The sequence below is a fragment of the Solibacillus sp. CAU 1738 genome, from assembly GCF_039888725.1.
GTDB lineage: Bacteria > Bacillota > Bacilli > Bacillales_A > Planococcaceae > Metasolibacillus.
The window spans coordinates 125511-142971 of record NZ_JBDQQN010000007.1; the positions used below are offsets into that span (position 1 = coordinate 125511).

Here is a 17461-nt window from a genome sequence, read left to right on the forward strand (position 1 = left end):
AAACAGCATGGAAAAACCATACTGTTTACCCTAATCGGCGTTTTAAATTAATTGATAGTAAGAGTGCTGGAATTGTACAAACGACCATTCCTAAAAATGCAAAGCGCGGTTCAATTTCGTATAAAAACCCACCGAACAGTGTTAGCACAGCTGTACTCCAGCTCATTGCAAGTGCACCGTACATCCCTTGTGCATTTGGCATTTGCTCTTTCGGTAAATATTGCGTGAAAAATAAGATAACTGCAAAATGGGCCATCGCAAAGGATAATGCATGCAGTGCTTGTGAGAAAATAAACACTGGAATAGATGGAATTAACGAAACGAGCAACCAGCGTACTGTTGAACCCGCTGCCGCAAAAATTAATAATGAAGCCGGTTTCCAATTACCAAACACGCGGTCTGCTTTTGCAAAATATAAAATTTCAAATATCACACCAATATTAATAATAAGTCCGATATAAAATTTAGACACACCTAATTGCTGCAAATAAATATAACCGTAATTGTAATAAGAAGCGTGTGCCCCTTGCAATAATATCGCAATTAATAGTACGACCGGGAAGTACTTCACCTTTAGCAAGCCTTTTATTGTAAAATCGTTACTGTGTAATGCTTTCGGTTTTTCCAGCAATATTTCTGGCGCAGGTCTAGCGTTTAATAAAAATAATACACCTAACCCCGCTATCATTAGCCACAAAATCGTCCCGTCACCAAATTTTGCAGTAATCATACTAATAATAAGTACCATGATAATAAAGCCAGTTGAGCCGTAAGAACGACTTTTTCCGTAATGAAGCTGGCCATTTTGTACAAGTAATCCAGCTACACTATCAAGTGCAGGCATCAGTGCTGGATAAAATAAACTAAAAACTATCGTTACAATTAGTAATGAACTAAATGAACTTGCTGGAATATAGAAAAATGCTGTAATGAAAGAACCTGCTGCAAGTACATCTAAAACTCGTTTACTACTCCATTTTTTCGATACATACGGAAATGCAAAAAGCGTTGAACAACCCCTTGCTACTAATCCGAAGCTCATAATTAAACTTGCCTCAGGAACTGTTAATCCTTTCCCATAGATTAAAAACCCTGACCAATAAGGTAAGAAAATGCCCCAAGTCATGAAAAACGTAAAGAAGTTTTGAGACATCCATCGTTGTTGATTCATTGTAATCCCTCCGTATGACTTGCATCATAGCATGTTTCCACATAAAATAATGTGAGATATCTCATATTTAGGTGGTGTTTTATGCAAATTTTACAAAACAAACTAAAAAAAGATTATATTGATCAATTCCCGATTCAACAGTTTTTCTCTTTCGATGTTGCGGACATTTTAGAAGTTCATCAATTCGAGCGCGGTGAGTGGATTAATAGTGAAGGATCTTTTCCAGAGTATTTGTATTTATTAATAGAAGGAAAAGCAAAAATATATTGTACACAGGAAAATGGTAAAGTCGCACTGATTAGCTTTGCACAGCCTGGGACATTTATAGGTGAAATTGAGTTATTGAATAACGATTACTACTCTAAAGGCATACAAACAATGAATAAATCGATTTGTATTGCGCTACCCTTAAGTAAATGTAAAGACAAACTTTTATCAGATGTTATTTTCCTACGTTATTTATGTACTTTTTTAGGCAATAAAACGTCACTTATGACTGCGAAATTTACACAAAGCCTAGCTTATCCATTGGAAAATAGACTTGCAGAGTTTATTTTACTATCAGCAGATGATGACGTATATAATGAAAAGCATACAGAAGTTTGTGATTATTTAGGCGTTTCTTACCGTCATTTATTACATGTACTATCCATGTTTTGTGAATCAGGTATACTAGAAAAGCGCGGTCGAAATTATATGATTTTAAATGCTGATGAATTAAAAAAACGAGCGACGACGATTCATAGTTAAATCGTCGTTACTCGATTAAATTAATTTCAATCCAATTGTAGCGCTTAATATCATCGCGATAAAAAGAATTCGTTTCCAGTCTTTTGATTCACCGTATGCGACCATTCCTAATATCGCACCACCAGCAGCACCAATTCCTGTCCAAATCGCATAGGCTGTGCCCATTGGCAAAGTTTTCATCGCAATAGATAGTAAAAAGAAGCTAGCTGTGAAAAACAATATCATATACAAAGCAGACTGCCAATTTCGAACCTGATACATTTTCCCAATCATAAAAACGCCCATCATTTCACATAAACCAGCTAAAATTAATGCAAACCAAGCCATTAAACATCAGCCTCCTTATTACCAGAAACGAGTTTTAGTCCCATTACACCTGTTAATAATAAAGCGATGAGTAAAAGCTTTATAATTTGCACCGGCTCACCGAAAAATACCATATCAGCTGTTACAGTTCCAGCAGTCCCAAGCCCTACGAAAACAGCATACACAGTTCCTACCGGTAGCTTGCCACTTGCATGAATCATTAAATAAAAACTTACTACAATACAAATAATCGTCATTATCCATTCAAATGGACTAGCTGCGTGCTTTAATCCGATTACCCATCCGACTTCAAAAACGGCAGCAATAACGACTTGTAACCATGTGTTCATAAAAATCCTCCCTAAAATCAGAAAAAGCTTGAAAGAATACTGTTTTAACAGTAGTTCTCCCAGGCTTTTATCCTTCCGTGACACACAAATATGTGCGTGTTTTCTCTCGGACCAGACTAGCGGCTGCTACGGAACCCTAGAAAACTATACATATTTTATTAGTTCACATTTTAGCTCACATAATCTAATTATGTCAATCTATACGAAAAGATTAATTTTTTCCCCATCACGTGTGATTTTCCAATTTGACGAAAGAATCGAAGAAATAGCTTTTTCTGTGTCAGTATCAACAGTAATTCCGTATAGACCGAATTCCTGTACATCATAGTTTTCTTCATTAAGACCATAGCGCAGTCGTAATATGTTTTTCAAACCGTTTATTGTAAGAAACTTTACTGTGTAAGTATTAGTATACGCTTCTTTTAATTCAGTTGGATTATTATCGTATAATTTTTGAATTAACGTAAGGTCAACATTAAAGTCTTTAAATAACGACAGATCACGTGTATTTAATTGTTGTTCTACTTGTTCGTAATCATATTTTGTTTTTAATGATTCGATAATAAATGCTTCCATCATTGAAATTTGCATGCTGTCATCTCCAATTCTTTTAACTATTTTAATTGTAGCATTTTACTGGGAATTAGGCATCCCCTTCCATTCTTAGAGCACGCTCTTTTAATACACTTTTTCTAGCATAACCATATTTTTCAAATAAAAGATCGAGATCCGTATTATCTTGCTTTTGCATATCCTCTTGAATGGCAAAATAGCGCACATTTGTACATGTCACTTTATATCCTACCATTATCGAAACATGCTTAAATAACCGCTCAATCGTCTTCACAGAGATTGGTTCCCCTTGTTTATTGCCAAGACCGAGCCATATATAATCAATCTGCTGAGCAATTGGTAGTACCTCTTCGGTTGAAAGCTTATATAGGTCTAGCCATCTTAGCAGTTCTTTAGATACTGGCAAATCACGATAGCTTTGTTTGCTTATTATGCGGATACTTTCACTATTTATATGGGACCATTTCATGCGAACAACTTCACTTGGTTTTATACCAAGCTCTGAAATGATTCTCATAATTGTATAATTTCGTAGTGCCATCCACTGCACTTCCACTTCATCTACTGTTTCATACACAGTGAACCAAATTTGTAATGCTTGCCTTATTTGCTTATTAGTTAAAACATTGAGTTCGTTTTTGCTGTTCTCTAACGGTAAAAATAGTTGATCATCAACCGGTTTCATAATATTTCGTGATTGGAGAAAGTGAACAAAGCTTTTCAAACTAGCCAATTTACGATTGATCGTAGTAATTGATGAATAATTTTCTTGCAGCTGTATTTTATATTGTTCGATACTTTCAGCAGTAATCGATTCAAGTTTATTTTTTTTAACAAATTGTATAAATTGTGCGCTATCTAAGCTGTATTGTTTTATTGTATGGGCTGATTTACTCTGTCCATCAAGAAATGTTTTAAAGTGTTCCACATAAACAGTTAAATTGTTCATACTATGCTCCTTATATAATCTGGCGTGAGTTATTTAGTTTTTTTATAGTATATGTTCGTAGTAAGGTTAGTATTTATCAATCAAAGTGTCGGATAATATGTAATTAGTGTAGCCATTAGAACATAGTTATTAACAAGAAAAGTGCTTTTTTATATTTAGGAAACACTTGTTCCCATCTTTATTATATAGCATTTTTATTATTTTTTCACCACTAATGCCGTGCAAGTATTTAGTTATTTTTCACTCTTTTTCTACAGCTAACTCCTTTTTAGTTCAATACTCACATAACGGTAGGATAAATTGTTATAGTAGTATATAATAAGACCAATTCACAGTCAGGGGGTTCAATCATGCAAGTTCGTACGACAAGATTAGAAGCAGAAGATGCGAAGATTATTTATCAGGAAACAGCGGAGCTCGCAATTATTACAATACACCGCCCTCAAGCGAAAAACGCGTTAACTGCAAATATGTGGGATCAATTAGCAAAAATCGCTATTCGCACACTTGAAAATCCAAAAAATAAAGTATTAATTTTACGAGGCTCTGGTGAAAACTTCACAGCAGGCTCTGATATAAAAGAATTCAATTCGATTTCATTGGAAAAAGCCGAAGAAGCTTTTATTCATATGGAAAAGACTATTTCTACAATTGAAAATTTACCGATTCCTGTAATCGGGGTTATTAACGGTCCGGCAATGGGAGCTGGGCTTGAGCTAGCATTAGCATGCGATATACGCATCGGTTCAGAAAAAACGAAAATGGGGATTCCTGTAGGTAAGTTAGGGATTACATTGAATAATAAATTTGCAAAGCGTTTAGTTGATTTAGTCGGCCCTTCTGCGACGAAGGATTTTGTTTTTACTGGCCGTATGTATAAAGCCGATGAAGCGTATAAATCAGGCATGCTGAACTATTTAGTTGCTGAGAAAGATCTTAATAAATTTATGATCCGTATGGGTAAACTTGTAGCAGGAATGTCCCCTGACTCACTACAAGCAGTTAAACGCTCAGTAAAAGAATGTGTTGATTCAACTCCAGCTTTATGGCAAGGTTCAACACCGTTCGTATCGCAAACTGATTTCTCAGAAGGTGTTCGCGCATTCGTTGAAAAGCGTCAGCCTCAGTTTACAAGGAAACATTAACGATACTTATTTACTTTGTAATAATAATGGTCAATCAAGCAATTTTTACAGAATCAAAATCATAACGAAGAACCCCCTTGTATTCCAAAAGATACAAGGGGGTGTAGGCATTTTATTATTCAAACCTTTTACTTTTATTTCTGGCTCTTCATTTATTTTATAGAATGCCCGGCACTAATATCGTTACCTCTTTCCCATCAATCAGCGTACTAAATGCGTAAACTGGTTGATAAAAACCTTTAGAATCTAATTGATAACTCAAATCCACTTGTTCGATCTGAACGGTTTTGATTCTTTTATTTTCATTATATTTAAAGTTTCCTGCCAAAATTTCTTCATATGCTGCTAGTTCACCTTTCAACTGGATGTCCTTCGCTTTATCATATGTAACGATTTGATGATCGAATCCCTTCACTGTATCATCATCATAATAATCTACTTTTAACGAACCATCGATTAATTGATTATCAACCTCCAATTTGTCAACAGTCCATTCATAGGTTCCCGTTTTAAGCTGCTTGAAGTCTGCTTGTTGTGGTATAGTGATATCAAATTCTTTTAATCGGTTTTTTAGTGTATTTTCATCACTGACCTGAGGTTTAACGTTTTCATCAAAACTTGAAAAATCTTGATAACGATAGCTGCCATTTAAAAAATCCACCCACATATTATGAGTCCTGTTTTCACCCAGCCAATAAATGGCTTCGTTTTGGTACGAGATAATTTCCATATTGGATGAATCAAGTTGCATCCCTTCAAAGAAATTCTTGACAAATTGTTCTGCCGACTCATTAGTTAGACCTGCTGCTTTATATACTATTGCCGTATCCCGCTCATTATTTAGTTGGATACTTGTCGTAACAGTTGTATTCTTCATATTTGTCTTCGAACTCGGTACGATCGATAAATTTCCAAACTCTTTTGTCTCATAGTAAGCAATCATTCCAAACGAGAACAATATAACTAACAAGAACGGCGAAAAAAATGCAATTGATTGCTTTATTCCTTTACTTTTATAAGCCATTACTCCCATGGTAAAACCGTAACCAATAACAGCTCCAAGTACATTATTAAATAAATCATCGAATTCAAAAATTCCGAAACCAGTTATGTATTGTACCGTTTCAATCGATAGTGTGAAGATCATAGCAAGTCCGATTGTCCAACGCACTTTTTGAAAACGAGAATGTAGCAGTGGTAGTATCATTCCAAACGGCACGAACATTAAAATGTTGAAATAAATAAACTGCCAATGCCTTACACTAAAAAGATACCAAGCTTCACGGTAAGAGCTAAATAATGATAAATTTACGCTTCCTGAAAAATTGTTCGCCCCTCGATTTAAAAACGTCACACCGAGCACCATTAATAAGTAGCTCAAAAATAATCCAACTAGTAAAAATCGTTTCTTGTTAATCCCTTTTTTTTCACCTAAAAACTTTTTATAAATTACATAATAAGCGATTAAAAAAAGGATACTTAAAACGATAAGCGCACTAAATGCGAAAAAAATATTCCCTCTAAGTATCCCGATAATTTCTTGTAACCTCATAATTATCTCTTTTTACTCCTTTTATTATTAATAGTTTTTCTATATTGACACGATTCACATCCACTACAGAACATTGACAGTCTTTTTTCCTTCAATAAGCTAACGTAGTTATTATTTCATTGATTTTCCACTCGCATTATAGGCCATAATAGAGCTTCCATTTTGTTAGCGTAATGTAAAACCGGCTCATTGCTTGCTACTTGAATACCTTCATTAAATAAAATTGAATTATTATATATTTCACCTTCAGCATGCTGTAGCGGCCAATAATCATGTAAAATATCACAGCGCACTACTTCACCTCTTCTATTTAATGAAAACAAAGAGTAGCGTTCAAATAACCATTGTTCAAAAGATTCTTTCGCTGCATAAAACGGTTGAGTAATAGGGCTATAACGGCAATGAAACTCAAATTCATCAACATTATGCCTTTTACTACTGAAGTCTATATGTTGTTCATCTTGCTTCATCTTTATAGTAGCTGCTTGAATAGGCATATAGTAAAATGTTTTGGCCAGTACACCTGCAAGTAAGTTATTCATATCAATCCTAATAAAATATATACCGCGCTTCCCATTAATAGTTACATACGTACGTAAATTTAATTGTAAAAATCTATTCGTACCGTAAATTGGTGGGAATAGCCGCACTCGTTGATTATTAACGAAAAATGGCACGATACCAATCCAGCCAGTACCGTTATAAGAATCTAAAGGGAGGACTGTTGGAACATGTTTTTGTAGCAATTCGAGCTTTACTGGATAATGTGCAAATAATAAATCGGACCAAGTTTGCTTCATTACCCACGGCAAATTTGGGATAGGGCAACCACTATGATGAACCATCCATTTCGCTTTCAAGTCTTCTTTCATAGTAATGTACGTCCTTTTGATTTTTATTAAATTGTACCCTTATTATGCAGCGATGAATCAGTTTAATCCCTTTTCATTAATAGTTTCAACTTTTACTTATGAATCCCCTTCACTTCTATGTTAATAACTTCTGGCTCAATCATAAAAGTTTTTATAAATGCCCCAACCAATAGTATTTGTAATTGTTGAATTTCTTTGATGACCTCATAATCCAACGGTGCTTTTATATAAATTACAAGCTTCACTGTCGGAACTGTTGAAAGATCTACTTGCAAGCTATCAATCCGAGCTACAAACTTTTGTTGTTGTGTTTCATGCTGTAGTACATCGTGGTATACCCTTTTACTAATATTAATCGTTTCATGATGGAAATCTGGTCTTACAATCGTTGTCTCACCAAGCTTAACACGATTACTCGTAAATATTTCTCTACCTTTTTTGATAAAGCGCTTAAAGAAGTTTTGCTCAACTTGTCTGTAAGGAATTGGCATTACATGTTGCCCCTTCGTCTCCCTGACAAAACGAGCCATCTTTATTTCACGCGGAGAACGAATATCTTGTACGTAATAAAAATATGTAATAGGCTCAATGTCGAGATGTTTCGCTATTTTTTTTGTCATTTTATCGGATGTACCAATAAGTAAAATTGAAGTTAAATTGGCTTCTGTAATAGCTTTTTTGACAGCTTCCCTATGTGTTGACTCGTCAAAAATCGCTCGACGTACGGCTGTTACTGTATTTTTTTCAAACTTTGCACTTGTGCCAGCACGTTTTTCTCCATTTACGATCAATATTCCATCATCAATAATACCTTCAATTTGATGCTCATATGCAAATTGTAAGGCAGATGTACTCTTGCCTGTCCCACTTGCACCACTTAGTGAATATACAATCATCCGATCGCCCCCTACTACTAGTTTAGTGTATAGCATCTCTTTTTACGATACGGTTTATGCTCTTTTTACATAGACATTTGCTATATATTAAGAATAAACTCTTTTTTCTGTCATAGTAAACACACTCACAAGCTAATATGCTAAAATATTATTTACATCAGAAAGTTATTAAGGAGTGTTTGAAGTTGAATATTGTGCCATCAAAAAAAATGTCGCTCTTTGCACCTGCGATATTTGGCGATTTAAAAGCATTTGCAAAACAGCAGCAACAAAAAGGGATGGAATGTATAGATCTTAGTTTAGGTAGTCCCGACATCCCTCCCGCCGAAATGCTCCGAGAACATATGTCAAAACTTAGTGCTTTAACTAGTTCATACGGCTATACATTAACAGGCATTCAAGCATTTAACGAAGCGGTTTGCCGTTATTATAAACGAGTAAATGGAGTCGATTTAGAAGCTGCAACAGAAGTTGTACAAACTATTGGTTCACAAGAAGGGCTTGTACACTTGCCAGTTGCATTTTGTGATCCAGGAGATATCGTTTTAACAACAAATCCAGCATACGTGGCATACGATGCGGGTATTCATTTAGCTGGTGCTGAACCATTCTATATGTCATTAAATAAAGAGAATGGTTTTTTACCAGACTTAGCAAGTGTTCCTGAAGAGATTGCTCAAAAAGCAAAACTACTTATTTTAAACTTACCTGGTAATCCAGTACCCGCAATGCCTTCAGTAGCTTACTTTGAAGAAGTAGTGGCCTTTGCAAAAAAATATAATATTATCGTTTTACATGACGCAGCCTATTCAGAGTTTTACTTTACAGGCGACGCACCATTGAGCTTCCTTGCAACACCAGGGGCAAAAGAAGTCGGCTTAGAAATTAACTCGCTGTCAAAAAGCTTTAGTTTAGCAGGCACTCGTATTGCGTATATCGTTGGTAATGCGGAAATGATTCGTATAATAAAAGATTTAAAGTCAAACTTAGACTTCGGTATTTTCGAGCCAATACAACAAACAGCTGCACTTGCTTTAGATCATGCAGAAGAAATTACTGCAAATTTACGTACTACATTTGCAGCACGTCATAAAGCGTTAATGAACGGTTTAACTGACATCGGTTGGGAAGTTGCCCCATCTAACGGCGGTATGTTCGTCTGGGCAAAACATCCGTATGATATAGATAGTAAAACATTAGCCTTTAAAGCGATTGAACAAACAGGTGTCATTATGGTACCTGGAACTGCATTTGGTAGTGCTGGTGAAGGCTATATGCGCCTAGCTTTAGTGCAGGACGTTGATACATTAACACGAGCTGTTGAAAAATTAAAACAGTTAACATTATAAGAAAAAGCTATCTTCCACGGGATTATACGTCGTGTGAAAGATAGCTTTTTAGTTTGAAAACCAATACTTTCGTAGTTTTTGGTGGTTTACCGGCAATAATTTTGAATTACCGGCGACTTTACTTTGCATAAGCTTATTCAACACTAAAAATATACTAAAACCTATTTGGGGATCCATTCTCCAATAATATAGCTTATCTTGGTAATGAGAATATCACTGAATGACCTTTAAATTGTTTTTTGCCATCATCTTGTACAAACGGACCGAATTCTAAATCAAACCTTTTAAAGATTTCGAACTCATCTTTTCTAAATAAGAAAACATGATATTTCTCACCTTGTTCCCCTGCTTCAATATATCGAGGATTATTAGGCTCTACCATTCCTTGCGCAAAAACATTTCCTCGATTTTGATCAATCGTTACTTTTGAACTTAAATTCGTAATGCTAATTTTCTCACTAGATTGATTATCAATAATGAATTTTGCTGTTAATGCGACAATGCCATTATCCCCAAAATTTCGGAATCGATCTTCATGAGCTTTCGTTGGGATTATTTCAGTATATTGAATCCCTTCAAGCGTTACTTTGACATCTGCCAATTGTTGCGTCTCATTTATCGCCATGTTCTCAAAAATCAGCTCTTTATCAGCCATGTTATCTGTAGTTAGACGATCTGGGTAAAACACATGTGCACTAGCAACAGCCTCGGCTTGTACCTCATTATACGTAAAGTCGAAAATCGCATTTCCTTTGTAGCTACCGGAGAATTGATCATTATCGGCAACGCCACCTTCAATGACAAATTTAGGCTTCACAGTATCTAAAAGCTTAAAATCATCATTCGTCAAAGTAAATGTTACAAGGCCAGTGACTTTTTCTCCTGCAGCCCATTTTGTCACTTTTTCAGTAGCTGATTTTGGATATTCATCTCTCACAAACGTATTTCGTTTATGAATATAATCGGATGGACCTGTCAACTGAATGTTCATGTTAAGAGGATAATTCATTGTCTTGTTTATTGTATTTTCGACTGTTACTTTTGCTGTAATTACATACCCTTCTGTTTGATCATCAAATTCGATATAGAAATCAGTATTCATATCGGTTACTTTAACTATTTGATATGCGTCTACACTTACTTTAAATCCATCCATATCATGCAAATAACCTGGATTTTCATTTGTATAAATAACTTCAACATTCCCTTCCGATTGCTTGGCAATGTTTGGGTTAAATATTTCTCCGGAAGCTGCCCCCACTTCCTGTACTTCTGACTCCTCCTCTTCTGTTTCCTTATCATTTGTTGTAGCTTCATTAGTCGTATCTTCAGCAGATGTTTCTGAATTGCTTGATGTTTCAGCTGCCTCTGAATCCTTTGGTGATTCATTTGATTTATCCTCACCACATGCTGCTAGTAACATTAAAGAAAGAACTGCTGAAGAAATTTTCAAATATTTTACCATAATTTTACACTCCCATTATCGATTTCCTGAACAAGTATAAAACACCGATTGCCAAAATAAACCTAAAATACCTAAATATGTAAAAATAGATAGTATAGTAATACAAAGTGATTGTATAATTATGTAAAACGTCATTTTAGGAACAAGACAACCAGATTATCTATTACTCAAATTGAATAGTTCTAACGTATTAAAGAATGAACAGGTGCGGGAACCTTTTTACATGGCAATAATTAAGAAAATGGTTAAATATCAAACTTAAAGAGTGTGTCAGTAGAGATTGCATAAAAAGCGATGTTACTTATATTAAATCTAAATGCTTATCCAGTACCTTATAAACAGCATTAGTCCTGGAACAGCATATAGTTTAGAGCCTCGAAATAGTACTCTTGCTGTTTATAAAATTCAAACTACAATAAAAAGCTATCTTCCACACGAAAATACATGTGAAAGATAGCTTTTTTAGTCTAATAACGTATATGTAATTTCCTCTTCAGCCTTAACTTCAGTGCCATTTAAGAAAGTTACAATTGTTTGGAAAATAATTTTTTCTCCTTCTAAACATCCCCAACGCTCATCTGGGATTATTTCAAACGGTACTATTTCTGCGTCCTTCGTGTGAATCGTCCCTACCATTTCTACTGAATGCTTGCCGATAATTGAATAACTTTCACCCGACATTTTAAGCACCTTCAATGTAATGAAATCAATATGCTCTGCCTCGTCCTCTGCGGTTACAAAGAGAGAGCCATTTAGCGTATCCCCTTCAATAATCTCCATGTTCGTTAAAATGGTTTCCACTTTTACTGAATCGAATTCAATCACTGTAAATACTTTCAATTGGCATCCCCCTTGTTATAAAAAATCGATAGCATAAGCTATCGATTAATATCTTTGTATAAATTGTCTGGATCCGTTTGGAATCGGTTGTAACGAATTTTAAATAATGTATAGAAATGTGTTACGAGTACTTTCATTAAAGCATATACCGGAATCCCTAAAATTACTCCTGGTACACCAAACAATGAACCTGCTGTTAGCAAAATGAAAATGATTGTAATTGGATGTACACTGAGTGATTTCCCCATAATTTGAGGAGAGATAAACTTCCCTTCAATAAGCTGTACAATTGTCCATACAATAATTAGCTTCACGACCATGAATGGTTCTGACACAATGGCAATAATAAAAGCCGGTGTAATGGCAATAACAGGACCTAGATATGGAACAACACTCGTAATCATCGCTAAGAAGCCAAGGAGTAATGCATACTTTAAACCGATAATTAAAAAGCCAATTGTTACCATCATCCCTATACATATGGATACTAAAATTTGGCCCTGAATATAAGAGCTAAACTGTTTATCCATATCATGCAACACTTCACCAACGAAGCCGCGTATACCTGGAGGCGATAAACGTAAAATAAACTTCGGCATTTTTTCGCCTTCATACAGTAAGTAAAATAAGATGAACGGTACAATTACTAGCGATAAAACAAACCCTGTTAAAGCAGATACAAAGCCTGTAATACCACTAGCTACACCAGAAGCAAAGCCTGTAACAAGATCTTTTACCGTATTGACTAGGTCACCTGTTAACTTCATCACTACATCATCATAATTTAAGTTAATCAATTCAAAATATTCACTTATCCTTGAACTGTTCATCCAAGATACAATGTCTTCAACAAAAGACATAAAGTAAATTGGGAATTCTTGCATTAAATTTGTAAATTGATCGCGTAAAAATGGATAAACGAGCAATACAAGTAACGTAATGAGCCCTATTACACCTAAATAAATTATGAGAATGCCCCATATTTTTGGTATTCGCCATTTCATGAAAAGACGTAGGAACGGTCTTAGTAAATAATATAAAATAACCCCTAATACCCCTGGCAAAACGACAACTTCAAATAATACTCGCAGTGGTTGAAAAATAAAGGCTATTTTGTCGTAAACTAATATAACACAGCCTATTAACAATACAATAATTAGCAAGAACAATAAATTTTTTCCGCCTAAAAATCGGATAAATCGCGTCGAGAAAAAATTGGACTTCTCTTGTGGCAATTGTTTATCTTGTAAATTTTCTTTCTCGTGTTCCAAAAAACCACCCCGACCAATTGTCAAATTTTCTAATATTTCTATATTAACATGAAAAAACCAATTAGTAATAAAAATACTATTTTAGCTGTAAAAATTCATGTAACGCTGTTTTATTTGCTTCTTTATCAATTTCAAGGACAGATCCTGCATGGCTATAAGAATTGAATGAATACGTCCCTTCTAATGGAACCGTCATTTTTTCAATTGTGACTGGACCACCTGCCACGACAGATAAGACTGTTTTGAGTTCTTGTGCTGATGTTAAATCACTTGTAATATAACCTTGTGCTGCACCAACAAATTTAGGTAAATTTTTCACATTACTAGGAGAAAACAGTTCGTCTTTCAATGCTTCTATTACTTTTTGCTGACGTGCTACACGACCGAAATCTCCTTCAGCGTCATGACGGAAGCGCGCATAGCCAAGTAATTGTTGGCCATTTAGCCTTTGCGTTCCTTGCTTTAACGAGACACCAATATAAGCTGACATATCTTTTTCAACATATATTTCTATACCATTTGGTGCTAATATATCAATCAGTTCTTCAAAGCTTTTAAAATCTATTAGAGCATAATGATGTATTGGCACATCAAACATATTTGTTAGCGTATCTTTTAAAAGCTGCACACCACCTAAATAGTATGCTGTATTTAGTTTATAAGATTGAAAACCTGGGATTTCTGCATAAATATCACGCATAAATGAAACAAGCTTCATTTTATTAGTTTCTCTATTCCATGAAAGCAGCATCATTGTATCCGTTCGAGATTTCTCTTCTCCTCGACTATCTACGCCAAGTATTAAATAGTTTTCAATTTTATTTACTTTTTCATCTGGGACAAATTTTTCTTCAGGAATCTTCGTTTGGCTTGCATATTCCTTCCCACTGTTATATTGCTGTACAATATAAACTCCGCACAAAATAAATAGTACTAGTAGCAAGAAAATAAGCAAGCGCCCTTTTCTTAAACGCTTCTTATTATAGCGAGTTTCACGATCTTGTTGTGCCATTCTCTTTCTCCTTTTTTTATTCGTGCTATGTTGACGATTGTCACTCACATTTTGTTCCTAGTAGTACAACCATTATACTACTTTCTCCCAGCCTGTCACAGATTAGCCCTTGTAGTTTACGAAAAAATTGAATATTGTGTAGCATTTTTATGTCATGCTACAATATGTCTTAAATGATTGGAGTGATTATCGTGCAAAAAGCTACATTTGCTGGCGGATGTTTTTGGTGTATGGTTAAGCCGTTTGATGAATGGGACGGTATACATAAAGTAACGAGCGGTTATATGGGCGGTCATGTAGAAAAACCTACGTATGCAGATGTTAAAGGTGGCCAATCGGGGCATTTAGAAGTCGTACAGATTGAATTTGATGAAGCGATTTTTAGCTATGAAAAATTGCTCGATATTTTTTGGATGCAAATTGATCCAACTGATGCAGGTGGGCAATTTCATGACCGAGGTGAATCTTATACAACGGCGATTTTTACACATAGCGAAGAGCAACAGTCAATTGCTGCAGCATCAAAAAGTAAGTTAGCTGAAAGTGGTCGTTTTTCCAAGCCAATTGTAACTCCTATTAGAGAAGCACATACTTTTTACGCAGCAGAAGATTATCATCAAGATTATTACAAAAAAGACCCTGAGCATTATAAAGAAGACCGTAGTAAATCCGGTCGTGATGATTTTATCCAAGTGCATTGGGAAAAATAACGAAATGGCTGATCTAGTTGGTTTCAAATAATGATTGATAATTAATAATAAAGTTCGATAAAATCTTACTTAAGAATTTTCCCACAAAATTCAAACGAATGAAAATATCGCCTATTTCATTCGTTTTTCCCGCTATTTCTTATATACTTAAATTTTTTTCGATTGAACTACCTTCTAGAATCGTTGATTGTAGCGGAGGGCCGCCGACTCCACCGGGATAAGCGCGAGCGGAAAATCCATTTTTTCCGGGAGTTTCTCGGAAAAAATTAGTTGGAGCCGTGCCCCGGGGAAACCGCGCGGACCAAAGCGGAAATCAACGCCCTATGTTAGAAAGGGGTGCAATGAATTTATCACCACACCCCCAACATTTATACTTAATTCAAACCTACTGTACTCGCTTCAATGCAGTACAGCCATTTGTAAAAATATTTAGTTTACATAATAATATTATTGTTGAACAAAAGCGTTAATTGCTGTTAGGAATGCATCGCCGTATTTTTCAAGCTTACTTTCCCCTACACCGCTAACTGCAAGAAACTCTGTTGCATTTTGCGGGCGTTTTGCACACATATCTTGCAATGTTTTATCCGAAAATACTACGAATGGTGGTACGCCCTCTTGTGTCGCAATTGTTTTACGAATGGTACGTAATTGTTCAAATAATGGGTCGTTCTCCGTTGTAACACGCTGCTCTACATGTTTGCGGCGAACAACTTGTGAATTCCCCATCAAAACTTCCTTGCCGCGCTCTGCCACATATATCGTAGGAAATTGTCCATTACTAACAGCGAGGAGTTTTTCAGCTATTAAAAACTCGATAAAATTGGCAATATCTTTTGCTGACATCGGTTTTAAAATCCCATATGTCGGAAGTCTTTCAAAACCAAACTCTGTTACTTTTTTATTGCGAGAGCCTGCTAACACTTGTGCCGTAATCGTTTTCCCAAATTTTTGTCCCATTCTTACAACACATGATAATACCTTTTGTGCCTGCTCTGTAACATCTTCCTTCGGTCGTTCATCTGCACAATTACTGCATCGCTTACAGTTAACAGCTTCTTCTTCACCAAAATACTTAATAATATAGCTTTGCAAACAATTTTCTGTATGACAATAATCGACCATTTGCTGTAGCTTTGTTAATTCTAAAGGAATTCGCGAGCGGTCTAATGCTTGATCGATTAGGAAGCGCTGCGTTTGCTCATCACTAGAGGCATAAAGCAAAATACATTCACTAGGCAAGCCGTCTCGTCCCGCACGCCCAGCTTCTTGATAATAACTTTCCATATTGCGAGGCATTTGGTAGTGAATAACGAAGCGCACATTTGTCTTATTTATACCCATACCAAAGGCATTTGTCGCCACCATTACTTGCACTTCATCACGCAAGAAACGATTTTGCTCATATGTACGGTCTTCTTCCCCCATACCTCCGTGATATTTTGCAGTTTTCACACCCATTTTTTGTAGCATGTCATAAACCGATTCCACTGTTTTTCTTGTAGATGCGTAAATAATGCCTGACTCAGCTTGATTGTTTTTTATAAACTGCTTGACAAACATATCTTTACTAACAGCAGACTGTACTGAAAAATGTAAATTATCCCGCGCAAATCCCGTTATAAACGTATTATCATCTGATATAGCTAAAATCGAACGAATATCGTCACAAACTGCTGGTGTAGCTGTTGCAGTAAGAGCAATAATAGTCGGACGTTGTTGCCATAGCCTCAATATTTTTTGAATTCCACGGTAACTAGGGCGGAAATCATGGCCCCATTGCGAAATACAATGTGCCTCGTCTATAGCAATTAGCGGTACGTGAATATTCATTAACTCCGTACAAAAAGCTTCATTTTCTAATCTTTCTGGAGCAATATAAAGAAGCTTTATTTGCCCACTGCGCACACCATACATTACATCTTGTACTTCTTCATACGATTGAGAACTATTAATAAATGCTGCCCGTATACCGCTTGCAACAAGCATATCAACTTGATCCTTCATTAATGAAATAAGTGGCGATATTACAATTGTTGTTCCTTCTAGTACGAGCGCAGGTACTTGGTAACAAAGTGACTTACCTCCACCCGTCGGCATAACGATAAGAGTATCTTGTCCAGCTAATACACGCTCAATTGCTTGCTGCTGGCCCTCTCGAAACGTATCATATCCAAAGTAAGTTTTTAAATGTTGTTTTGCTAATGTCATCATAATCTCGTTATTTCATCCTTCCTCTCTTTCTATTAT

The 17461-nt window shown here is 35.6% G+C and carries 17 protein-coding genes and 1 riboswitch; of the genes, 4 read left to right on the forward strand and 13 right to left on the reverse strand.

The window, feature by feature from the left end; translation table 11 throughout:
- Window positions 1-25: 25 nt before the first annotated feature.
- A complete protein-coding gene (locus tag AAFN87_RS17385; protein WP_347792332.1) occupies window positions 26-1171 on the reverse strand; it encodes an MFS transporter in 1146 nt (381 codons plus the stop codon).
- Window positions 1172-1252: 81 nt separating this feature from the next.
- On the opposite strand from AAFN87_RS17385, the gene yeiL reads away from it, so the two are divergent.
- Window positions 1253-1921, forward strand: a complete 669-nt coding sequence (gene yeiL, locus AAFN87_RS17390) for a transcriptional regulator YeiL (RefSeq protein WP_347792333.1) — start codon at window positions 1253-1255, stop codon at window positions 1919-1921.
- A gap of 15 nt (window positions 1922-1936) precedes the next feature.
- Here the strand turns inward: yeiL and AAFN87_RS17395 are convergent, their stop codons facing one another.
- The 4 genes from AAFN87_RS17395 to AAFN87_RS17410 form a co-directional block, all read right to left on the reverse strand.
- Entirely contained in the window at window positions 1937-2248 is a 312-nt protein-coding gene (locus AAFN87_RS17395; protein WP_347792334.1) for a DMT family transporter, read from the reverse strand.
- Window positions 2248-2577 carry a DMT family transporter gene (locus AAFN87_RS17400; protein WP_347792335.1) on the reverse strand — a complete coding sequence of 110 codons (330 nt, stop codon included), beginning with the start codon at window positions 2575-2577 and terminating at the stop codon, window positions 2248-2250. The genes AAFN87_RS17395 and AAFN87_RS17400 overlap by 1 nt, the downstream gene beginning before the upstream one ends.
- Before the next feature lie 54 nt (window positions 2578-2631).
- A riboswitch (guanidine-I (ykkC/yxkD leader) is annotated at window positions 2632-2728 on the reverse strand.
- Window positions 2729-2775: 47 nt separating this feature from the next.
- Window positions 2776-3168, reverse strand: coding sequence for a hypothetical protein (locus AAFN87_RS17405; RefSeq protein ID WP_347792336.1), 393 nt, complete (start codon window positions 3166-3168; stop codon window positions 2776-2778).
- Window positions 3169-3220: 52 nt separating this feature from the next.
- Window positions 3221-4099 (reverse strand): tyrosine-type recombinase/integrase, encoded by an 879-nt coding sequence (locus tag AAFN87_RS17410; protein ID WP_347792337.1) that lies wholly within the window; start codon window positions 4097-4099, stop codon window positions 3221-3223.
- 350 nt (window positions 4100-4449) lie between these two features.
- Here AAFN87_RS17410 and AAFN87_RS17415 point away from each other — a divergent pair, with 350 nt between their 5' ends.
- Complete coding sequence (locus AAFN87_RS17415; protein WP_347792338.1) at window positions 4450-5244, forward strand: enoyl-CoA hydratase/isomerase family protein; 795 nt, start codon at window positions 4450-4452, stop codon at window positions 5242-5244.
- Between the two features lie 157 nt (window positions 5245-5401).
- Here the strand turns inward: AAFN87_RS17415 and AAFN87_RS17420 are convergent, their stop codons facing one another.
- The 3 genes from AAFN87_RS17420 to AAFN87_RS17430 all read right to left on the reverse strand — a co-directional run bounded on the left by AAFN87_RS17420 (window position 5402) and on the right by AAFN87_RS17430 (window position 8564).
- Entirely contained in the window at window positions 5402-6796 is a 1395-nt protein-coding gene (locus AAFN87_RS17420) for a VanZ family protein (RefSeq protein WP_347792339.1), read from the reverse strand.
- Between the two features lie 116 nt (window positions 6797-6912).
- Window positions 6913-7668: a YqjF family protein gene (locus AAFN87_RS17425; RefSeq protein ID WP_347792340.1), complete on the reverse strand. Its 756-nt coding sequence runs from the start codon at window positions 7666-7668 to the stop codon at window positions 6913-6915.
- Between the two features lie 92 nt (window positions 7669-7760).
- Window positions 7761-8564, reverse strand: coding sequence for a hypothetical protein (locus AAFN87_RS17430; protein ID WP_347792341.1), 804 nt, complete (start codon window positions 8562-8564; stop codon window positions 7761-7763).
- A 185-nt stretch (window positions 8565-8749) separates the two neighbouring features.
- Here AAFN87_RS17430 and AAFN87_RS17435 point away from each other — a divergent pair, with 185 nt between their 5' ends.
- Window positions 8750-9913: an aminotransferase class I/II-fold pyridoxal phosphate-dependent enzyme gene (locus tag AAFN87_RS17435; protein WP_347792342.1), complete on the forward strand. Its 1164-nt coding sequence runs from the start codon at window positions 8750-8752 to the stop codon at window positions 9911-9913.
- A 193-nt stretch (window positions 9914-10106) separates the two neighbouring features.
- Here the strand turns inward: AAFN87_RS17435 and AAFN87_RS17440 are convergent, their stop codons facing one another.
- The 4 genes from AAFN87_RS17440 to AAFN87_RS17455 all read right to left on the reverse strand — a co-directional run bounded on the left by AAFN87_RS17440 (window position 10107) and on the right by AAFN87_RS17455 (window position 14501).
- Window positions 10107-11378: a DUF5068 domain-containing protein gene (locus AAFN87_RS17440; protein ID WP_347792343.1), complete on the reverse strand. Its 1272-nt coding sequence runs from the start codon at window positions 11376-11378 to the stop codon at window positions 10107-10109.
- A 462-nt stretch (window positions 11379-11840) separates the two neighbouring features.
- Complete coding sequence (locus AAFN87_RS17445; protein WP_347792344.1) at window positions 11841-12218, reverse strand: cysteine synthase; 378 nt, start codon at window positions 12216-12218, stop codon at window positions 11841-11843.
- Window positions 12219-12256: 38 nt separating this feature from the next.
- Window positions 12257-13489, reverse strand: a complete 1233-nt coding sequence (locus AAFN87_RS17450) for an AI-2E family transporter (RefSeq protein ID WP_347792345.1) — start codon at window positions 13487-13489, stop codon at window positions 12257-12259.
- A 76-nt stretch (window positions 13490-13565) separates the two neighbouring features.
- Window positions 13566-14501, reverse strand: a complete 936-nt coding sequence (locus AAFN87_RS17455) for an LCP family protein (protein ID WP_347792346.1) — start codon at window positions 14499-14501, stop codon at window positions 13566-13568.
- Between the two features lie 191 nt (window positions 14502-14692).
- On the opposite strand from AAFN87_RS17455, the gene msrA reads away from it, so the two are divergent.
- A complete protein-coding gene (gene msrA / locus AAFN87_RS17460) occupies window positions 14693-15211 on the forward strand; it encodes a peptide-methionine (S)-S-oxide reductase MsrA (RefSeq protein WP_347792347.1) in 519 nt (172 codons plus the stop codon).
- A 447-nt stretch (window positions 15212-15658) separates the two neighbouring features.
- Here msrA and recQ read toward each other — a convergent pair whose 3' ends face one another.
- Complete coding sequence (gene recQ, locus AAFN87_RS17465) at window positions 15659-17425, reverse strand: DNA helicase RecQ (RefSeq protein WP_347792348.1); 1767 nt, start codon at window positions 17423-17425, stop codon at window positions 15659-15661.
- Between the last annotated feature and the right edge of the window lie 36 nt (window positions 17426-17461).